Genomic DNA, 19,290 nt, shown 5'->3' on the forward strand with positions numbered 1-19,290 from the left:
CCCTATCCTGGTCCCGTGGCCGACCTGGTCCTGCTCACCCCCCGCACCGCCGACGACACGTCGGCGGCGCTCGTGCTGCCCGGGATCGCGCTGCTGCCCCACCGTGTCTCGGTGACCGGCATGGACGTCGGCGCGCTGCTGTCCCGCCGCGATCCCGACCTCGTCCTGGTCGACGCCACCGCCGATCTGGTGCAGGCGCGAGGCGTGCTGCGCTCGCTCAGCACGCTCGGGCTCGGCGTGCCCGTCCTCGCCGTGGTCGGCGAAGGGGCGCTCGCCGTCCTCGACGAGCAGTGGCCGATGGACGACCTGCTCGTGCACAGCGCCGGGCCGGCCGAGCTCGCGGCCCGGCTGCGCATTGCGCTGCGCCGAGGCCCGCGGGCGGAGGCAGCCCCCCAGGCGCCCGACCCGGAGACCGAGCCGGAGGCGATCCGGGTCGCGGACGTCGTCGTCGACGAGGCCGGCTGGTCGGTGCGTGCCGGTGGCCGCACGCTGGATCTGACCTTCAAGGAGTTCGAGCTCCTGCGCTACCTCGTGCAGCACCCGGGCCGCGTCGTCACCCGCGACACGCTCCTGCAGGAGGTCTGGGGCGGTGACTACTACGGGGGGACCCGCACGGTCGACGTCCACATCCGCCGGCTGCGGGCCAAGCTCGGCCCCGAGCGGGAGTCGCTCATCGGCACGATCCGGGGCGTCGGCTACCGCTTCACCGGGGCGCGCAGCACCGAACGCTGATCGGCGTGTCAGACTGACCCCCATGCCAGGCCCGAACCCGGAGATCGAGCACCTGTCCGCGCTGCCCGGCAAGCTCTCCGGCGACGTCCTCGCCCTTGCCGTGCGCGCGGGCCAGCACGACGGCGTCAAGCCGCTCTCAGAGCAGACCGTGCTCCAGGCGCGGCGGCTGCCCGAGGAGACCGGGGGTCACGAGACCGGCACCCACCTCGTCGCCCGCGACGAGCAGGGCGCCGTCCTCGGCTACGGCCATGTCGACACCAGCGACCCCGACGCTCCGTCCGCCGAGCTCGTCGTCGACCCGGCGCACCGCCGCCAGGGCGTCGGCGGCGCGCTCCTCGACGAGGTGCTCGCGCAGTGGCCCGGGGTCCGGTTGTGGAGCCACGGCGACCTCCAGGACGCCCGCCGTCTCTACACCTCCCGCGACCTCACGGTGGTCCGTGAGTTGTGGCAGATGTCGCGGCCGCTCTCCGGCGAGTGGGCCGACCTGCCGACCGAGGTCGAGCTCCCCGACGGGCTGCGGGTCCGCAGCTTCCAGGTCGGCACCGACGAGGAGCCCTGGCTCGCGGTCAACGCTCGCGCCTTCGCCGACCACGCCGAGCAGGGCCGGATGACGCTCACCGACCTGAAGGACCGCGAGTCCGAGCCGTGGTTCGACCCGTCCGGCTTCCTCGTCGTCGACGACCCCTCCGACACCGACGCCGAGGGCACGCCCCGGCTCGCCGCCTTCCATTGGACCAAGATCGAGACGGACCAGTCGGGCACCGGTGAGGTCTACGTCGTCGGGGTGGACCCCGACTACCAGGGCCGTGGCCTGGGCACGGCGGTCACCCTCCTGGGCCTGCTGCACCTGCGCGCCGTCGGGGTCGAGGAGGCCACGCTCTACGTCGACGGCGACAACGAGCCCGCGATCGCGACCTACCAGCGGCTCGGGTTCGAGCGGTCGGCGATCGATGTCATGTATGCCGCGGGAGCCGCCGGCGCATGAACGCCGGTCCGGCGATCCGGGCCGCGGGCGTCCTTCCCGTGCGGATCCGCGGTCGGGCGCTCCAGGTCGCCCTGGTCCACCGGCCGAAGTACGACGACTGGTCCTGGCCGAAGGGCAAGCTCGACCGTGGTGAGGACTTCCCCGTCGCCGCCGTCCGGGAGACGTTGGAGGAGACCGGGCTGCAGGTGCGGTTGCGCACGCCGCTGCCCAGCTCGCGCTACGCCGTGCGCGGGAGCGGCAAGGTGGTGCGCTACTGGACCGCTGAGGTCCTCGGCGGCGCCGGCGCGCTGGAGCACGAGGTGGACGAGGTCGTCTGGCTCTCCCCCACCCTGGCATCCCGGCGTCTCACCTACGCCCGCGACCGGGAGCAGCTGGAGGCCGCGGTCGCCCACCACGAGGACGGCACCCTCCAGACCTGGTCCCTCCTCGTGCTGCGGCACGCCCACGCCCTGGACCGCGCCGACTGGACCGGCCCCGACCCGGACCGACCCCTCAGTGCCGCCGGCCGACGCCGGGCTGCCGGGCGGATGGCGGCCCTGCTGGCGGCATACCGCCCGGAGCTGGTCCTCACGAGCCCGTCGGCGCGGTGCGCCGACTCGGTGCGACCCTTTGCCGAGCACGCCGGGATCGAGGTGCTGGCCAAGAAGGGTTTGTCGGAGGAGGGGTTCGAGGCCAGGCCGAGCAAGGTCGACAAGCATCTGCGGAGGATCTTCGGGGCGGGCGTCCCCGCGGCGCTGTGCACCCACGGACCCGTCCTGCCGCGGGTCATCGGCACGCTGGTCGACCGCGTGAGCAACTGCCTGGACGGCCACGACCGCTGGATGCTCACGCGGCTGCTGGACACGCCCATGGACAAGGGCGAGGTCCTCGTCTGCACGATGCGCGGTGCGGGCGAGCAGGCCGAGGTCGTCGCGGTGGAGCGCTACCGCCCCGGCTGATCAGCACGCTCGGATGGCCGCGCTCGGCCGGGGCGGCGCGACCGCCCGGCTGGCTGACGAAGAGGAAGAGTGCGTGCCGGGCCGGGAGCGCCTCTCGGCGCGTGGCCGCTCGTAGCGGCGAATGTTGGAGCCCGGGGCTGCCGCGGCCCGGCACGCACTGAGTGTCAACGGTACGCACCTCTGGGATGTTCCCCAAACCCACCGAGCCCCCGGCATACCCGTTGCAGCTGCCGGTGACACAGGCGTGCGCCGAGCAACGCCTGGGTCACAGACGCCGCACCGACATGGGCACAGACGTGGCTCGGGCCGGCACGCCGGGCGGCACCGACCCCTCAGTGCAGATCGCCGAGCCGCCAGAGCCGCGCGCAGGCGGTGAGGTCGTCGGCGGTGTCGCGCAGGCGCGCGGCCCGGGCGATCTGCTCCGACGGGATGTCGTCCCCCGAGGGGTCGGCCAGGCCCACCGCCATGACGTGGCAGAAGGCGCTCGCCCGCTCCAGGGCGATGGCGAGGTCACCGGTGAAGACCCCGGTGAGGATCTGCTCGGTCAGGTGCCGCAGCGCATCCGGGTCCGGCGGCTCCTCGACCCCCGCGATGGCGCGGTAGACCTCGGCGTGATCGGCTCCGGCGGCGAACTGCCGCCCCACCTCGTCCGGCTGCCGCAGCACCCACTCGTGGAGGAGGTAGAGCCGCCACAGCGCCCCCGGCAGGGTGCGCGCCGGGCGGTCCGACCACAGCTGGGCGACCGTCGCCAGGCCCACCTCCGTGACCAGACCGACGAGCCGCGAGGTCAGCTCCTCGTCCTCCCGCGACTCGGCGCGGCCACGCCCCACGACCAGCTCGGCGCTACGGTGGGCCGCCTCGGCGACCTCCAGCGGGTCCACCCCGCCGTCCGAGGCCTCGATGATCTCGGGCGGGCGCAGCGTCGGACGGTGAAAGGGCCGGCGCGGCTCGTCACTCATCTCGTCACCACCAGCACGCTGTCGGGCCCGAGCAGGGCGACCTCGCCGTCGATGAGGTGCAGATCGGCCGCCCGCCCCTGCCCCGGCAGGTCGACCCGCCCGAAGCGGGTCAGGACCTCGCCCGGCGGCATCGGGACCGGCATGCCCTCCGCGCCCCGCAGGTGTGCCGCGACCGTCACCCCGGGTCGGCTCACCACGAGGAGCTCGCCGTCACCTCCGTCCGGGGTCCGCTGCACACTGCCCACGGTCCCACGCGCCTCGGGCCCGGTCGCGGCGCGCCAGTGCAGCAGCGCGCGGTAGAACGCCAGCATCCGGGCGTGCGGCTCCTCGTCGCGCTCGGCCCAGTCGAGGGTCGACGCGGCGACGGTGCCGGCGTCCTGCGGGTCCGGCACCTGCCCGGCCCAGCCGTGCTCGGCGAACTCCGCCTGCCGCCCCTCGCGGATCGACTGCGCGAGCCACTCCTCGGCGTGGTCGGTGAAGTACTGCCACGGCGTCGAGGCGCCCCACTCCTCCCCCATGAAGAGCATGGGGGTCCAGGGTGCGGTGAGCAGCAGCGCCGCCCCGATCGCGTGCCGCCCCTGCGGTATGCCGTGGTGCACGCGGTCGCCCATCGCCCGGTTGCCGACCTGGTCGTGCGTCTGGAGGGACGCGACGAAGCGCCACGGCTCGGTGACCTCGAGGTCCACCGGGCGCCCGTGGGCGCGCCCCCGGAACGTCGACAGCGTCCCGTCGTGGAAGAACGGCGTCTCCCCGAGCACCTTGCCGATGGCCTCGGGTGCGGCGAAGTCGGCGTAGTAGCCCTGCTCCTCCCCGGTGAGCAGCACGTGCAGGGCGTGGTGGACGTCGTCGGCCCACTGGCCGTGCAGGCCGAGCCCACCGGCACCGCCGGGGCCGCGGCGCGACACCGTGGCGGGGTCGTTGCGGTCGGACTCGGCGACGAGCGATCGCGGTATGCCGGTCCGCCCGCCGATCTCGTCCGCCAGGGCCGCCAGCTCCTCCAGCAGGTGCACGGCCCGCTCGTCGTGCAACGCGTGCACGGCGTCGAGGCGCAGCCCGTCGAGGTGGTAGTCCTCGAGCCACATCCGGGTGTTGTCGCGCAGATAGGCCCGCACCTCGTCGCTGCCGGGACCGTCGAGGTTGACCGCCTCGCCCCAGGGCGTGTGGTGCCGGTCGGTGAAGTAGGGGCCCACCTGGCCCAGGTAGTTGCCGCTGGGGCCGAGGTGGTTGTAGACCACGTCGAGCCACACCGCGAGGCCCTTGCCGTGAGCGGCGTCGACGAAGCGGGCCAGCCCTTCCGGACCGCCGTAGGCCTCGTGCACGGCATACAGCGCGACGCCGTCGTAGCCCCAGCCGTGCTCGCCGGGGAAGGGCGCGACCGGCATGAGCTCGACCACGGTGACGCCGAGATCCACGAGGTGGTGGAGGTGCTCCGCCGCCGCGTCGAAGGTGCCCTCCTCGGTGAAGGTGCCGACGTGCAGCTCGTAAGCCGCGGCGCGCTCCATCGGCACACCTCGCCAGGCCTGGTCGGTCCAGGAGAACGCCCCGGTGTCGACGAGCTTGCTCGGCGCGTGCACGCCGTCGGGCTGACGCCGCGAGGCCGGGTCGGGGACGGCGATGCCGCCGTCGACCGCGAAGGCATACCTCCCGTCGTGCGGGGCGGGGTCCTCGGTGGCCTCCCACCACCCCGCCTCCGCAGGCGCCATCGGGACCCGCACCGTCTGGTCCGGATCGGCACCGAGCAGCAGCTCGACCCCGTCGGCGTCGGGGGCCCAGAGTCGGAAGGTGTGGCTCATCGGGCGCCCTCCCGCAGGTCCGCGGCCCGCACGAGCAGGGCCGCCGGCCCGTCGGCGAAGACGTCCGCCGCCAGCACGCCCGCGTCCTCGTCGCCGATCTCGTGCTCCGCCCCGGTCAGGGCGTCGACCCAGAGGTCCGGGGGCAGGGGGATGCGCTCCTCCCCCAGCCCGCCCTGCGCCCCCAGCGCCCGCGGGGCGCGGATGGTGAGGGTCGCGGCGACCCCGCCACGCAGGAAGCCGAGCACGTGCGGCCCGCCTTCCAGGGGACGGTAGTCGGCCCCGGGGCCGTAGGCCTGGGGCAGCCAGGACCGCAGCCGCAGCACGCGGGAGGTGACCCAGAGCACCTCGTCGGAGAGGTCGCCGGTCCACCCGGTGGCGTCCAGCCGCTCGAGCCGGTCGATCCGCTCCTGGTAGTCGACCGGGCGACGGTTGTCGGGGTCGACGAGCGAGAGATCGACGACGCCGGAGCCCTGGTAGGTGTCGGGGATGCCGGGCAGGGTCAGCTGGATGATCTTCTGGGCCAGCGTGAGGGTGCGGGTCGTGAGGACGTTGTCGCGCATGGTGTCGGCGATCGCGTCGCCGACCTGGCCGCCGCCGAGCATCTCGGTCGCGAGCGCGAGCACCCGGCCCTCGTAGTCCTCGTCGGGGTCGGTCCAGGTCGTGTGCTCCTTGGCCTCGCGCATGGCCTTGACGAGGTAGGCCTCCAGCCGCTCGGCGTCGACCCGCCCGGCACCGACGAGGGTCTGCCAGATGAGGTGCGCGGTCGGCCGGTCGACCCCGTGGGCGTCGGCCGCCTCGCGGGCGGCGGCGGAGATCCGCGCCCACCCGTCCGCGTCGCCGGAGACGGCGAGGATGCGCGCCCGGACGTCCTCGCTGCGCTTGGTGTCGTGGGTCGAGAGCGTCGTCATCCCGAGCGGCCAGTGCTCGGCCTGGTGCTGGGCCCAGGTATGCAGTGCCGCCACGCCGCGGTCCGCGTCGAGACCGACCGAGGGGTCGGCGCCGACCTCGTTGAGGGCGACCAGCCGGTGCCAGCGGTAAAACGCGGTGTCCTCGATGCCCTTGGCCATGACCGGGCCGGTCGTCTGCTGGAAGCGCACGCACAGGTCCACCGCCGCGCCCGGGTCGGTCGCGCAGCCCTGGGGATCGGACAGCACCTCCACCAGCGCGTCGATCTCTTCCCAGAGGTCCGGGCGCGAGGCCACCGCGCGCTGCCGGCCCGCGAAGAGCGGGGCCACCAGCGCGGCGTCCTGCGCGTCCGCCGGGGCTCCGGGACGCACGTAGGCGCGGTAGACGTGGACCGAGACGAGCAGCTCGACCAGCGCCTCGTGCAGCCGGCTCTCCTCCCAGCGCGGCAACGCCTGGACCGCCCGACGCATGAGGCGGGCGACCTCGGGCTCGAGGAGCCGCGAGACCGCGAGCCTCTTGCACCGCTCGATCTCGACGTGGACGTCGGGCTCGCCGCCGGTCGCCAGCCACTCCTCGGAGACGGTGCGGGTGGTCGTCGGGTCGACCAGGGCAGCGGTGAGGGCGGCGTTCGCGTCATACCCGGTCGTGCCGGAGCACGCCCACGGCTCCGGCAGCCGCTCGTCGCCCTCGAGGATCTTCTCGACCCAGATCGGGGTGCCTGGCCGACAGGCGTCGCTGAGCATCTGCAGGTATGCCGTGGGGTCGGCCAGACCGTCGGGGTGGTCGATGCGGAAGCCGTCGACGACGCCCTGGTGGTGCAGGTCGAGCAGCAGCTCGTGGGTGGCGGCGAAGATGTCCGGCTCCTCGACGCGCACCCCGATGAGGCCGTCGACCTCGAAGAAACGGCGATAGTTGAGGATCTCGGCGGCATCCCGCCACGAGGCCAGCTGCCAGCGCTGCGCGTCGAGCAGCGCGGTCAGCTCCACCGGCGTGTCCGAGGGCATGGCCTCCGTGCCCGGGGCCAGCGGCAGGACGTGCTCGTAGTAGCGCGCCACGGGCTGACCGGCGGCCGGGCCCTCGTCGTCGCGCCCGGTGTCGACGGTGATCTCGCCCCGCCGCACCACGTCGGCCAGGTCGTCGCCGAGGACCGGCAGGCCGAAGCGGCCGCCGAGGTGGGCCCAGTCGACGTCGAACCACGCGGCGCGGGCCGCGGTCGGCCCGTCGCGCAGCACCTCCCAGAGCGGGGCGTTGCGCCACAGGGGCGCGACCAGCGCCATGTGGTTGGGCACGACGTCCACGACGACCCCGAGGCCGTGCTCGTGGCAGGCCGAGGCGAGCGCCTCGAGCCCGGCCCGACCACCGATCTCGGGGTTGACCTCGGCGTGGTCGAGGACGTCATACCCGTGCTCGGAGCCGGGGACGGCGGTGAGGACCGGGGAGAGGTAGGCGTGGCTGACCCCCAGCGCACGCAGGTAGGGGACGACCTCCTGCGCGTCGGCGCAGGTGAAGCCCGCGTGCAGCTGCAGGCGGTAGGTCGCGGTGAGGGGACGTGTCGTGCTCGGTGCAGTCTCAGAACCTGTCATGACACCGTCCAGTCTCTCAGGGCACGCCGATCCATCCAACGCGACGAGCCCGCGTGGTCCGGCCAGGGCCGGTCGGGGCTCAACCGGCCGAACGCTGCCCGACGTACCAGCCGAGCAGGAGCACCAGCAGGCTGAGGGCGAGCAGCACCGCGAGGGCCCCACGGCGCCGGGCCCGTCCCTCCTCGGCACGAACCCAACTCCGGTGCGCGAGGTGGGCGGAGCGCGCGACATCGAGGCCGGGCACGGGGGCCCGCAGGACACGCCGGAGCAGGTCCTCTAGGGCGCGGATGGTGGTCTGCGTCACGGGTCGGTGCCGTTCGCCGGATCGAGGAAGGCGAGGTTCTCGGCGGTCTTCTGGGCGATCTCGGCGGCGATGTCCACCGTCTCCTGCAGAGAGGAGACACGGCCGGTGGACGGATGGGTCCGGACGGTGACACCGACCAGGTAGTCACCCTGACGGACCAGCGCCCCCGCGAGGCGGGTGTCGGCCAGTGACGCGTTGCCCACGAGGAGGTGGTCGGCGTCATCGTGACCCGGCCAGGGTAGCGGCTCAGGCACTGTCACCGCGCCGTCCGGCGCCCACACGCCGTTGAGCTGGCCACCGGCCGTGCGAATGTCCTGCAGCGCCGCTGCACTGTCGTCCCACGCGGTGATCTTGATGTCGACGATGTCCTGCTCCCAGGAGTTGGTCGGCTCGAAGTAGGCCCAGTCGGCCCCACTGTGCGGTTCGACGCTGCCCTCGCCGCTCACCATGTAGTCCGAGAGGGCCATCGTGCGCGGATAGAGCGAGGCGTCCCGCGGGGCACCCAGCGCGTCGAGGAAGGGGATGCCGACAGGTCGGGCGTCCGGGATGTCGACGCGGTTCGGCAGGTCCGGGTTCAGCGGCGTCCTGTCCAACGGCGCGGGTGGCGGGCTGGCCTGCCACGGCGGGGTGGCGACGGGGGCGGTCTCCTCGACCGACGGCTCCGGCTGCGTGTCCTCGGAGGGCTCGTCTGCAGCGGTCTCGGTCTCCTGCGCGGGCTCGGTCGAGTCCTCGTCGGGAGCAGGCGTGGTGGTCTCGGGATCTACCGCGGTCGCCGCTGGCGGCTCGACCGGCTCCTCGGAACTCGCCTCGTCGTCCGTGGCCGAGGGCGAATCTGTGGCGACGACGTCGGGGGCCGGCGCCAGCGTCGGGGTCTCGGTCTGGGTGGCGATGGTCACGTCGACCGACCCCTGAGGGTCGCCGGTGAGCCGGTTGCCGAGGATCCAACCGGTGCCCGCGAGGGTCGGCACGACGACGGCGGCGGCCACGGCCGCGCTCACCGCGCGACGCCGGCGGATCCGGCCGGCTCGCCGCAACGTCCCGGCGACGAGCGCCTCGTGGTCGAAGGACTCGCGCTCGGTCGCGCCTCCCAGTGCTGCGCGCAGCTCGTCGTCGACCGAGGGTCGGCGGTCAGGGGTCCCGTCAGGGCCGTGCGTGCTCATCGCTGCGCCTCCTCTCCGGCGAGCTCGGGGACCAGGCCCCGCAGTCTGTTCAGGGCGCTGTGGGCCGCGCTGCGGACGGCCTGCTCGGAGCAACCGAGCGCCTGGGCGATCTGCCGGTCCGGCAGGTCCTCGTAGTAGCGCAGCGCCACGACGGCGCGCTGCCGGTCCGGCAGCTGCCGCAGCAGCTCCAGCACCGCGGCCCGGTCGGCGACGGCGCGTTCGGGCGACGGGCTGGCCGGGGCGCTCCAGTCGGCGGTGACGGTCTCGTGCGAGACCACCTCGCCGGCCGACTTCTTGCGCTTGCGCGAGCTGAGCCGGTTGACCATGGTCCGGCGCACGTAGGCGTCGATGTTCTCCGCCTCCCGCACCCGCGACCACTTGGTGATGACCAGCGCCAGGGTGTCCTGCACCAGGTCCTCGGCATCCGCCTTCTGCCCGGTCATGGCATAGGCCAGGCCGACGAGCCGCGGCATCGCCTGCTCGACGTAGGCCTCGGCCTCCGCGCGGTGGGCGGACCCACCCCCGAAGAGCCTCATGGCCCGATCCTGGCAGTCATACCCCTTAGACGCGGTGGGACCCCGCCGATGTTGCGTGGCCCCCTGCGACTGGCCGCGCGATCTGCTGCGATCTTCAGGCATATCGTGCGGCCAGTCACGACATACCGCGCGGCCAGTCACGACATACCGCGCGGCCAGTCACGACATACCGCGCGGCCAGTCACGACATACCGCGCGGCCAGTCACGACATACCGCGCGGCCAGTCACGACATACCGCGCGGCCAGTCACGACATACCGCGCGGCCAGTCACCGTGCAGGTGTGGACCGGCCGCACGGTATGCGGTCCGCTCACGGCATATCGGCACGTCCTGCGGCCCCCCGCCGCCGCGGGCGAGGGCTCCGTGGACGCTTCGGCGGGAATCGGTGATCTGGCAGGAGATCCGTAGAATCTTCCGGGTGCCCTCCTTGACCCGCCCCGACCTGCGCGACCTGGCGCGCGAGCGCATCCTCGTCCTGGACGGCGGCTACGGGACCCTCATGCAGCAGGTCGGGCTCGAGGAGGCCGACTTCCACGGCGACGACGCCGACCCCGCCTGGGCACCGCTGCGCGACATCACGCTCAAGGGCAACTTCGACCTCATCGCCCTGACCCGCCCCGACGTGCTGGCCGACGTGCACCGGTCCTACCTCGAGGCCGGAGCGGACCTGCTCACGACCAACACCTTCACCTCGACGTCCATCGCCCAGGCCGACTACGAGGCCAGCCATCTCGCCCACGCGATGAACGTCGCCTCGGCCCGGGTCGCCCGCGAGGTCGCCGACGAGGTCGAGGCCCAGACCGGCCGCCCGCGCTGGGTGGTCGGCTCGATCGGCCCAACCAACCGCACCGCGTCCCTCTCCCCCGACGTCGAGCGCCCGGAGTTCCGCGCGATCACCTACGAGCAGCTCCGGGATGCCTACGCCGAGCAGACCCGCGGGCTGCTCGAGGGCGGCGCCGACCTGCTCATGGTCGAGACCGTCTTCGACACCCTCAACGCCAAGGCGGCGCTGCACGCCGTCGCCGACGTCCTCGCGGACCGGGCAGAGCAAGGTATGCCGCGCGTCCCGGTCATGCTGTCCGGCACCATCACCGACGCCTCGGGCCGCACCCTCTCCGGCCAGACCCCGGAGGCCTTCGCCGTCTCGACCGAGCATGTCGACCTCGTCTCGGTCGGCCTCAACTGCGCGCTGGGCGCGGAGGAGATGCGACCGCACCTGCGCGAGCTCGGCGGCGCCAGCGTGGCGCTCACCTCGGTGCACCCCAACGCGGGCCTGCCCAACGCCTTCGGCGGCTACGACGACACCCCCGAGGACATGGCCGAGGTGCTCGGCGACATGGCCCGCGAGGGGCTCATCAACATCGTCGGCGGCTGCTGCGGCACGACCCCCGACCACATCCGCGCGATCGCCGACGCCGTCGACGGGGTGACGCCGCGCTCGGCACCCGGGCCCACGACATACCTGCGCACGTCAGGGCTGGAGGCGTTCACGCTCACCCCGGACGTCAACTTCGTCAACGTCGGCGAGCGCACCAACATCACCGGCTCTCCCAAGTTCGCGCGGCACGTCAAGGAGGGCGACTGGGACGCCGCGGTCGCCATCGCGCGGCAGCAGGTCGAGGCGGGCGCCCAGATCGTCGACGTCAACGTCGACGAGGGCATGCTCGACGGCCCCGAGACGATGACCCACTTCCTCAACCTGCTCGCCGGCGAGCCCGACGTCGCGCGGGTGCCGGTGATGATCGACTCCTCCCGCTGGGAGGTGCTCGAGGCCGGGCTGCGGTGCATCCAGGGCAAGGGTGTGGTCAACAGCCTCTCGCTCAAGGACGGGGAGGCGGAGTTCCTCCGCCGGGCCGCGGTGGTGCGCCGCTACGGCGCCGCCGTCGTGGTCATGGCCTTCGACGAGACCGGTCAGGCCGACACCTACCAGCGCCGGATCGAGGTGTGCGAGCGCGCCTACCAGTTGCTCACCACCCCCAGCGAGGCGCTGCCGCAGCCGTTCCCGGCGCACGACATCATCTTCGACCCCAACATCCTCACCGTCGCGACCGGCATGAGCGAGCACGACCGCTACGCCCTCGACTTCATCGAGGCGACCCGGTGGATCAAGGCGAACCTGCCCGGCGCGCTGGTCAGCGGCGGTGTCTCCAACGTCTCCTTCTCCTTCCGCGGCAACAACGTCGTCCGCGAGGCGATGCACGCCGTCTTCCTCTTCCACGCCATCGAGGCCGGCCTCGACATGGGCATCGTCAACGCCGGGATGCTGGGCGTGTATGCCGAGCTCGACCCCGAGCTGCGCGACGCCGTGGAGGACGTCGTGCTGGCCCGGCGCGAGGACGCCACCGAGCGCCTCATCGAGCTGGCCGAGCGGATCAAGGCCGAGAGCGATGGAGCCAGCCCCGGTGAGCGCAGCGCCGCCGCGGCGGCCAAGCTGGCCTGGCGGGACGAACCGGTCGCCGAGCGGCTGCGGCACGCGTTGGTCGCCGGGATCGACACGTATGCCGTGGAGGACGCCGAGGAGGCCTACCAGGAGCTGGGGTCGCCGCTCGCGGTCATCGAGGGGCCGCTCATGGCGGGGATGGACGTCGTCGGCGACCTCTTCGGCGCCGGCAAGATGTTTCTCCCCCAGGTGGTGAAGTCGGCGCGGGTCATGAAAAAGGCGGTCGCGCACCTGACGCCCTATCTGGAGGCGGCGGCCGCCGAGACCGGAGGCCGGAGCAAGGGCCGGATCGTCATGGCGACGGTCAAGGGCGACGTGCACGACATCGGCAAGAACATCGTCGGTGTCGTCCTCGGCTGCAACGGGTATGAGGTCACCGACCTCGGCGTCATGGTGCCGGCCGAGAAGATCCTGGCCACGGCGGACGAGATCGGGGCCGACGTCGTCGGCGTCTCCGGCCTCATCACGCCCAGCCTGGACGAGATGGTCTCGCTGGCCACCGAGATGCAGCGGCGCGGACTGACGACGCCCCTGCTCATCGGCGGGGCCACGACCTCGGCGGCCCACACGGCCGTGAAGATCGACCCGGCCTACGAGGGCACCGTCGTGCACGTCGTCGACGCGTCCCGCGCCGTGGGTGTGGTGGCCGATGCGATCAACTACGAGGAGAAGCTGCGCGACCGCGTCGCCGGGACCTATGCCGAGCTGCGGGAGCGGCACGGCAGCAAGGAGGTGCGGCTGACCTCCCTCGCCGAGGCCCGGGCGAGCAGCCGGGCGGTGGCCGAGCCGGTGCCCGTGACGCCCTCCTCACTGGGCACCCGCGTGGTCGAGCCGACCCTCGCCGAGCTGGTCGAGATCGTCGACTGGACGCCGTTCTTCAGCGCGTGGGAGCTGCGCGGCTCCTACCCGCGCATCCTGGACGACCCCAAGGTCGGCGCGCAGGCCCGCGCCACCTGGGAAGACGGGCAGCGCTGGCTGGGCCGCATCCTCGACGAGGGGCTGCTCACCCCGCGCGGCGTGGTGGGCCTGTGGCCCGCCGCGCGCGCCACGAACGGCGACGACATCGTGCTGGACGTCGCAGGGGCGCCGGTGACACTGCATACCCTCCGGCAGCAGAAGGAGCGACGCCAGGGCGGGTATGCCGCGCTGTCCGACTTCGTCGCGCCCGAGGGTGACCACGTGGGCGCCTTCGCGGTGTCGATCCACGGCGCCGACACGCTCGCGGCGCAGCTGCGCGACGAGGAGCAGGACGACTACGGCGCGATCATGGTGCAGGTGCTGGCCGACCGGCTGGCCGAGGCCTTCGCCGAGTGGGTGCATCGCGAGGTGCGGATCACGCTGTGGGGCTATGCCCCGAGCGAGGACCTGCCGGTCGAGGAGCTCATCAAGGAGCGCTACGACGGCATCCGCCCGGCGCCCGGCTATCCGGCGCAGCCGGACCACACCGAGAAGTTCACGCTGTGGGAGCTTCTCGATGCGGAGCAGCAGGCCGGGATGACCCTCACCGAGCACGGCGCCATGAGCCCCAACAGCGCGGTGTCCGGGCTGATCCTCGGTCACCCCGAGGCGAAGTACTTCGCCGTCGGGCGCATCGACGACGACCAGGTGGCGGACTACGCCGAGCGCAAGGGCTGGGACCTCGAGACGGCGCAGCGCTGGCTCGGGCCGCTGCTGCGCTGAGCCGCCCAGGGGGGCACCACCGGACACCACGCGCACCACAGGTACCACGGGCACCACGGGCACCACGATGCCGGGAAACTCGGATCTGCCGGGGTTGTGGAGGCGGCAGTCCGATTTTTCCGGCACGCTGGTGCGGGTGTGACAGCCGTGACCAACCCGCCGGGCTCAGGACGGCCCGGCACCAGGCCCATCGGTCGTCGCCCATGCTCCGTCGTCCACAGGCGCCGGCCCTTCCCTGGCGTGTCGCGTCGGCGCCGACCTACAGTGGGCAGATGACCGCGACCGGCCTCGAGCGCACGGTGGGACAGCTCGACAACGACGTGTCGGAGATCTACACGATGATCTTCGACATCCATGGGACCCAGAAGCGGCACAGCAACCGCTTCGACGAGCTGCAGACCGACATCACGGGGCTCGGCGCGCAGATGACCGGGCTGGAAGGGCGCATGGGGTCCCTCGAGGGGCAGATGACCGGACTGGAGAGGCGGATGGGCTCCCTCGAGGGCAAGGTCGACTCCGTGGCAGCCCAGCTGGGCGAGGTCATCTCCCTCCTGCGCTCCTGAGCTGGCTGCCGCCCCTCGTCGACGGGAGCCGGCTCCGACGAGCCCGAGGGGGCGGATTCCCGCTCACAGCGGATCGTGACCGAACTGTTGCCCACGTCACAGTCGCGTCACGAAGCGGCCAGATCGGGTTGCTCGGCAAGAAACTGCCGTGGTCTCGTTGCTACGTTCGGGGGACTCTTTGTGCCCCGACCCGCAGGAGACCCGTGGCCTCCATCACCGCAGACCATCTCTACAAGATCTTCGGTCGACGACCCCAACGCGGCGTCAGCGCCCTCGAGAGCGGCGCCTCTCGGGACGACCTGCGCCAGGACGGCCTGACCCCCGCCGTCATCGACGCCTCCTTCGACGTCGCGGAGGGTGAGATCTTCGTGGTCATGGGCCTGTCCGGTTCGGGGAAGTCCACGCTCATCCGCATGGTCAACGGCCTGCTCGAGCCGACCAGCGGCAGCGTCTCGATCGACGGCGACAATGTGACCGAGCTTTCCGGGGAGCGGCTGCGCGCGGTGCGGCGCGAGAAGGTCAGCATGGTCTTCCAGCACTTCGCGCTGCTGCCGCACCGCAGCGTCGGCGAGAACGCCGCCTACGCCCTCGAGATCAGCGGTGTCGGCCGCTCCGAGCGGCAGCAGCGCGCCGACCGCGCCCTGGAGATGGTCGGCCTCGGCGGCTGGGGCGCCTCGATGCCGGGCGAGCTCTCCGGAGGTATGCGGCAGCGCGTCGGGTTGGCCAGGGCGCTGGCGTCCGGCACCGACATCATGCTCATGGACGAGGCGTTCAGCGCCCTCGACCCGCTCATCCGGCGCGACATGCAGGATCAGCTCATCGAGCTGCAGCGCGAGCTGGGCAAGACCATCCTGTTCATCACCCACGACCTCAACGAGGCGATGCGCCTCGGCGACCGGATCGCGATGATGCGTGATGGCCGGATCGAGCAGGTCGGCAGCACGGGCGAGATCCTCAACCGTCCCGTCAACGACTACGTCGCCAACTTCGTCCAGGACGTCGACCGCACGCGGGTGCTCACCGCGCGGGACGTGATGGAGCCGACGACCCAGGAGCCGGGCCCGGTGCCGGACGAGGCGGTCGTCCCGGCCGACGCGCTGCTCAGCGACCTCTTCACCCGCGCCCGCACGCACGACCCGCTGGCCGTCCGCGACTCCTCCGGCGCGATCGTCGGAGTGATCCCCCGGGTCGCTCTCCTGGCCGCCCTCGACGGCGGGGCGCAGACCGCCCCCGACGACCTGCAGCCGACCGGAGGTGTCGCATGAACGAGAACGACTCGATCATCCCGCGGGTCCCCGTCGGAGAGTGGGGCGACACCGCCCTGGACTGGATCAACGACAACTTCGAGTGGCTGCTCGAGTTCCTCGCCACCGTGCTGGACTGGCTGGTCACGAGCGTCACCGACGTCCTGCTCGTCATCCCCGCTCTCGTGCTCGTCGTGATCTTCGCCCTCCTCGGCCTGCTCGTGCGCTCCTGGGAGCTGGCGCTCGGCACGCTCGTGACCTTCCTGCTCATCATCGCGATGGACCAGTGGGTCACCGCGATGCAGACGCTGGCGCTGGTCATGATCGCGACCCTGGTGGCCATCCTCGTCGCCGTGCCCATCGGGATCCTCGCCGCGCGCAGCGACCGGGTCAGCGCGGTCGTCCGGCCGGTGCTCGACTTCATGCAGACCATGCCGGCCTTCGTCTACCTCATCCCGGCCGTCGTCTTCTTCGGGATCGGCGTCGTCCCCGGGGTCTTCGCCACCGTCATCTTCGCGCTCCCGCCCGGCGTCCGGCTCACCGAGCTGGGCATCCGCGGGGTCGACGCGGAGACGGTCGAGGCGGGCCAGGCCTTCGGGGCGACGCCACGGCAGATCCTGCGTGGCATCCAGCTCCCCCTGGCCATGCCGACCATCATGGCCGGCGTCAACCAGGTCATCATGCTCTCGCTGTCGATGGCGGTCATCGCCGGCATCGCGGGGGCCGACGGCCTGGGCAAGGAGGTCGTCGCCTCCATCTCGACCCTCGACGGACCGCAGGGCATCGAGGCCGGCCTCGGCGTCGTCATCATCGCGATCTACCTCGACCGCCTCACCGCGGCTCTGGGCCGCCCGGGTGACTACCCGCACTCGATCCTGGGACGGCTGCGCCGACGGTCCAGCGACCAACGATCCGACAGCGACGCCGCCGGGGAGCAGGGCGAGCAGCTGGCCGCCACCGGCCCGACGATCCGCATGTAGCCCGAGGCCGGACACGACATACCTGACCGACCACCCACGCCGTCCCCGGACGGCCGAAGGAACACGAAGAAGGGAAAGCAGATGACACTGCGTAAGCGCACGACCACCCTGGCGGTGGCCGCCCTGGCCACCAGCCTGACCCTCGCCGCCTGCGGCGACTCCGACACCGACACCGAGGCCGGGGGCGAGTCCGACAGCTCGGAGGAAGCCAGCGCCGGCGACGACTCTGGCGAGGCCGCCGGGAGCGCCGAGGGCACCATCACCCTGGGCTTCATCCCGTCCTGGACCGATGGCCTGTCCACCGCCTACCTGCTGGAGGACCAGCTCACCAAGCTCGGCTACGAGGTCGAGATGGAGGAGCTGACCGAGGCCGCGCTGCTCTACACCGGGCTCGCGAACGGCGACGTCGACATGTACCCCTCGGCCTGGCCGGAGGTCACCCACGCCTCCTACATGGAGGAGTACGGCGACAACATCGAGGATCTCGGCGCCTACTACGACAACGCGAAGCTCACCTTCGTGGTGCCGACCTACACCGAGATCGAGTCGATCGCCGACCTCACCGGCAACGCCGACATGTTCGGCGGCCAGATCATCGGCATCGAGCCCGGGGCCGGCCTCACCGCCGCCACCCAGGACTCGGTCATGCCGACCTACGAGCTCGAGGGCGACTACGAGCTGGTCACCTCCTCCACCTCGGCGATGCTCACCGAGCTGGAGAGCGCCATCGAGGACGAGGAGGACATCGTCGTCACGCTGTGGCAGCCCTTCTGGGCCAACAGCGCCTTCGACGTGAAGACCCTCGAGGACCCGGAGGGCGCGCTCGGCGAGGCCGAGGCGCTGCACTTCCTGGGCACCGCGGGCTTCGCCGAGGAGTTCCCGGAGGCCGCCGAGCTCATCGCGGGCATCCAGCTCGACGACGAGCAGTACGGCGCGCTCGAGGACATGGTCGTCAACGAGTACGGCGAGGGCCAGGAGGCTGACGCGATCGACGCCTTCCTGGAGGAGTACCCCGACGCCTTCGACACGCTGGTCACCGAAGGCCGCTGAGCCACGCGCACGAATCGACGGCCCTGCGGCGAGCTTGCCGCAGGGCCGTCGGCCTGCCCGGCGATTTCCCGACCCGCGGCCGCTGCTGGGAAACTGGATGACCATGTCCCCCAGCGCATCCCGCATCTCGGTCGAGCTCGTCCCCCGCAGCCCGGAGTCGGTGCGCGCCGAGATGGCGACCGTCGCCGAGCGTCTCGGGGGCGTCGACACGATCAACATCCCGGACCTGCTGAAGTTCGACCTGCGCTCCTGGGAGGCGACCGAGGTGGCGCGGGAGGCCGCCACCCGGGCCGACGGCGCGGCATACCGGACGATCCCGCACATCCGCGCCGCCGACGTCGACCCCGAGGCCCCGCTGCCGATGGCCGACGAGGCACGCCGCACCGGCGAGCTGCTCGTGGTGTCCGGCGACGACGCCGACTACTTCCACTCCGCGACCTTCCCCGTGGACGCGGTCGACGTGATCCGCCGGATCAGGACCGAGCTGCCCGAGGTCACCATCTACGCCGGCCTCGACCCCTACCGCCAGGCGATGACGACCGAGATGCGCTACCTCGACCGCAAGCTCGCGGCCGGGGCCAGCGGCATCTTCACCCAGCCCTTCTTCGACACGCACCTCATGGCGGCGTGGGCGGCGGTGCTGCCCGAGGGCATCGACGTCTGGTGGGGCGCGACGTCGGTGACCACCAGCGGTGCGATGGGCTACTGGCGCCGCCGCAACCGGGTCGTCTTCCCATCCGGGTTCGACTCCTCGATGCCGTGGCAGCGCGACTTCGCCCGACGGGTCGTCGACTTCGCCCGCGAGCGTGGGCAGCACGCCTACCTCATGCCGGTGCGCGCGTCGGTCGCCGACTACCTCGACGGCGTGCTCTGAGCAGCGCTTCTGCGCCCCGGGTGTGGCGGTGGCCGGTGCGACGACAGGGGTATGTCGCACAGCACCTCCTCCGGCACCTCCCGGCCCGTGGCCGGGGAGGGCGACGGGCGGTCGCGGCGGGCGATCGTCCTCATCCACGGCATCGGCGAGCAGCAGCCGACGGGCACGCTGCGCGGCTTCCTTGACGGCCTCGGGCTGGGCGCGGAGGCGTGGAGCAAGCCGGACCGGGTGAGCCGACAACCTCGAGCTGCGCCGGATGTCGGTCTACGGCAGGAGCTCGCGACGGGCACCGACCGATCTCTACGAGCTCTACTGGGCGCACCATGCCCCACGGCGAGCGGGCCGCAGGTGCTGAGCTGGATGGGCCGGCTGCTGCGGCGCCGGTCGGCGTGGTCCGGGGGGCCGGCCTCCCCGGTGCTCACCGTGCTGACCCTGCTCCTGTGGCTGACGCTCGCCGCGGCGGTGGTCCTCGCCGTGGTCATGGTGTGGCGCGACGGCGTGCGGGGGTGCCGACCTTCGACCTGACCCCTCGCCCGGGCACCGTGGGGCTGCGTCGCCTCTG

Annotated in this window: 16 protein-coding genes; 10 read left to right on the top strand and 6 right to left on the bottom strand. The window is 72.5% G+C overall.

All coding sequences use genetic code 11. The features are described from left to right. The first annotated feature begins 15 nt into the window (after nucleotides 1–15). Genes AC5PYY_RS01420 through AC5PYY_RS01430 form a run of 3 tightly spaced genes read left to right on the top strand, consistent with a single transcriptional unit; the run spans nucleotide 16 to nucleotide 2,655 of the window. Nucleotides 16–732, top strand: a complete 717-nt coding sequence (locus tag AC5PYY_RS01420; protein ID WP_493898046.1) for a winged helix-turn-helix transcriptional regulator — start codon at nucleotides 16–18, stop codon at nucleotides 730–732. Nucleotides 733–754: 22 nt separating this feature from the next. Next, a complete protein-coding gene (gene mshD, locus AC5PYY_RS01425) occupies nucleotides 755–1,717 on the top strand; it encodes a mycothiol synthase (protein WP_493898047.1) in 963 nt (320 codons plus the stop codon). Beyond that, nucleotides 1,714–2,655: an NUDIX hydrolase gene (locus AC5PYY_RS01430; protein ID WP_493898048.1), complete on the top strand. Its 942-nt coding sequence runs from the start codon at nucleotides 1,714–1,716 to the stop codon at nucleotides 2,653–2,655. Before mshD ends, AC5PYY_RS01430 begins: the two co-directional genes overlap by 4 nt. A gap of 332 nt (nucleotides 2,656–2,987) precedes the next feature. Here the strand turns inward: AC5PYY_RS01430 and AC5PYY_RS01435 are convergent, their stop codons facing one another. The 6 genes from AC5PYY_RS01435 to AC5PYY_RS01460 form a co-directional block, all read right to left on the bottom strand. Continuing rightward, the gene (locus tag AC5PYY_RS01435) at nucleotides 2,988–3,614 is read right to left on the bottom strand and encodes a hypothetical protein (RefSeq protein ID WP_493898049.1); all 627 of its coding nucleotides are present in this window, start codon (nucleotides 3,612–3,614) and stop codon (nucleotides 2,988–2,990) included. Further along, nucleotides 3,611–5,407 (bottom strand): malto-oligosyltrehalose trehalohydrolase, encoded by a 1,797-nt coding sequence (gene treZ, locus AC5PYY_RS01440; RefSeq protein ID WP_493898050.1) that lies wholly within the window; start codon nucleotides 5,405–5,407, stop codon nucleotides 3,611–3,613. The genes AC5PYY_RS01435 and treZ overlap by 4 nt, the downstream gene beginning before the upstream one ends. Next, complete coding sequence (treY, locus tag AC5PYY_RS01445) at nucleotides 5,404–7,896, bottom strand: malto-oligosyltrehalose synthase (RefSeq protein WP_493898051.1); 2,493 nt, start codon at nucleotides 7,894–7,896, stop codon at nucleotides 5,404–5,406. The genes treZ and treY overlap by 4 nt, the downstream gene beginning before the upstream one ends. Nucleotides 7,897–7,975: 79 nt before the next feature. Further along, nucleotides 7,976–8,200 (bottom strand): hypothetical protein, encoded by a 225-nt coding sequence (locus AC5PYY_RS01450; protein WP_493898052.1) that lies wholly within the window; start codon nucleotides 8,198–8,200, stop codon nucleotides 7,976–7,978. Further along, a complete protein-coding gene (locus AC5PYY_RS01455; RefSeq protein WP_493898053.1) occupies nucleotides 8,197–9,360 on the bottom strand; it encodes a hypothetical protein in 1,164 nt (387 codons plus the stop codon). The genes AC5PYY_RS01450 and AC5PYY_RS01455 overlap by 4 nt, the downstream gene beginning before the upstream one ends. Continuing rightward, nucleotides 9,357–9,896 (bottom strand): SigE family RNA polymerase sigma factor, encoded by a 540-nt coding sequence (locus tag AC5PYY_RS01460; RefSeq protein ID WP_493898054.1) that lies wholly within the window; start codon nucleotides 9,894–9,896, stop codon nucleotides 9,357–9,359. Before AC5PYY_RS01460 ends, AC5PYY_RS01455 begins: the two co-directional genes overlap by 4 nt. A 419-nt stretch (nucleotides 9,897–10,315) precedes the next feature. Here AC5PYY_RS01460 and metH point away from each other — a divergent pair, with 419 nt between their 5' ends. The 7 genes from metH (at nucleotide 10,316) to AC5PYY_RS01495 (ending at nucleotide 19,253) form a co-directional block, all read left to right on the top strand. After that, a complete protein-coding gene (metH, locus tag AC5PYY_RS01465) occupies nucleotides 10,316–14,017 on the top strand; it encodes a methionine synthase (RefSeq protein WP_493898055.1) in 3,702 nt (1,233 codons plus the stop codon). Nucleotides 14,018–14,289: 272 nt separating this feature from the next. After that, entirely contained in the window at nucleotides 14,290–14,580 is a 291-nt protein-coding gene (locus tag AC5PYY_RS01470) for a hypothetical protein (protein WP_493898056.1), read from the top strand. A 203-nt stretch (nucleotides 14,581–14,783) separates the two neighbouring features. Next, on the top strand, nucleotides 14,784–15,845 hold the full coding sequence (locus AC5PYY_RS01475; RefSeq protein ID WP_493898057.1) for a quaternary amine ABC transporter ATP-binding protein: 1,062 nt from the start codon (nucleotides 14,784–14,786) through the stop codon (nucleotides 15,843–15,845). Then, on the top strand, nucleotides 15,842–16,804 hold the full coding sequence (locus AC5PYY_RS01480; RefSeq protein WP_493898058.1) for an ABC transporter permease: 963 nt from the start codon (nucleotides 15,842–15,844) through the stop codon (nucleotides 16,802–16,804). The genes AC5PYY_RS01475 and AC5PYY_RS01480 overlap by 4 nt, the downstream gene beginning before the upstream one ends. A gap of 81 nt (nucleotides 16,805–16,885) precedes the next feature. Continuing rightward, nucleotides 16,886–17,854 (top strand): glycine betaine ABC transporter substrate-binding protein, encoded by a 969-nt coding sequence (locus AC5PYY_RS01485; protein WP_493898059.1) that lies wholly within the window; start codon nucleotides 16,886–16,888, stop codon nucleotides 17,852–17,854. A 103-nt stretch (nucleotides 17,855–17,957) separates the two neighbouring features. Next, nucleotides 17,958–18,728, top strand: a complete 771-nt coding sequence (locus tag AC5PYY_RS01490; protein WP_493898060.1) for a methylenetetrahydrofolate reductase — start codon at nucleotides 17,958–17,960, stop codon at nucleotides 18,726–18,728. Nucleotides 18,729–18,779: 51 nt separating this feature from the next. Then, on the top strand, nucleotides 18,780–19,253 hold the full coding sequence (locus tag AC5PYY_RS01495; protein ID WP_493898061.1) for a hypothetical protein: 474 nt from the start codon (nucleotides 18,780–18,782) through the stop codon (nucleotides 19,251–19,253). The last annotated feature ends 37 nt before the right edge of the window (nucleotides 19,254–19,290 follow it).

It is taken from the genome of Serinicoccus sp. JS2-9, from assembly GCF_059025165.1.

Excerpts from the sequence above, each read along its gene's own strand:
- mshD (WP_493898047.1), top strand. The coding sequence starts at position 755 with ATGCCAGGCCCGAACCCGGAGATCGAGCACCTGTCCGCGCTGCCCGGC.
- AC5PYY_RS01430 (WP_493898048.1), top strand. The coding sequence starts at position 1,714 with ATGAACGCCGGTCCGGCGATCCGGGCCGCGGGCGTCCTTCCCGTGCGG.
- AC5PYY_RS01435 (WP_493898049.1), bottom strand. The coding sequence starts at position 3,614 with ATGAGTGACGAGCCGCGCCGGCCCTTTCACCGTCCGACGCTGCGCCCG.
- treZ (WP_493898050.1), bottom strand. The coding sequence starts at position 5,407 with ATGAGCCACACCTTCCGACTCTGGGCCCCCGACGCCGACGGGGTCGAG.
- treY (WP_493898051.1), bottom strand. The coding sequence starts at position 7,896 with ATGACAGGTTCTGAGACTGCACCGAGCACGACACGTCCCCTCACCGCG.
- AC5PYY_RS01455 (WP_493898053.1), bottom strand. The coding sequence starts at position 9,360 with ATGAGCACGCACGGCCCTGACGGGACCCCTGACCGCCGACCCTCGGTC.
- AC5PYY_RS01460 (WP_493898054.1), bottom strand. The coding sequence starts at position 9,896 with ATGAGGCTCTTCGGGGGTGGGTCCGCCCACCGCGCGGAGGCCGAGGCC.
- AC5PYY_RS01470 (WP_493898056.1), top strand. The coding sequence starts at position 14,290 with ATGACCGCGACCGGCCTCGAGCGCACGGTGGGACAGCTCGACAACGAC.
- AC5PYY_RS01480 (WP_493898058.1), top strand. The coding sequence starts at position 15,842 with ATGAACGAGAACGACTCGATCATCCCGCGGGTCCCCGTCGGAGAGTGG.
- AC5PYY_RS01485 (WP_493898059.1), top strand. The coding sequence starts at position 16,886 with ATGACACTGCGTAAGCGCACGACCACCCTGGCGGTGGCCGCCCTGGCC.
- AC5PYY_RS01490 (WP_493898060.1), top strand. The coding sequence starts at position 17,958 with ATGTCCCCCAGCGCATCCCGCATCTCGGTCGAGCTCGTCCCCCGCAGC.
- AC5PYY_RS01495 (WP_493898061.1), top strand. The coding sequence starts at position 18,780 with ATGTCGCACAGCACCTCCTCCGGCACCTCCCGGCCCGTGGCCGGGGAG.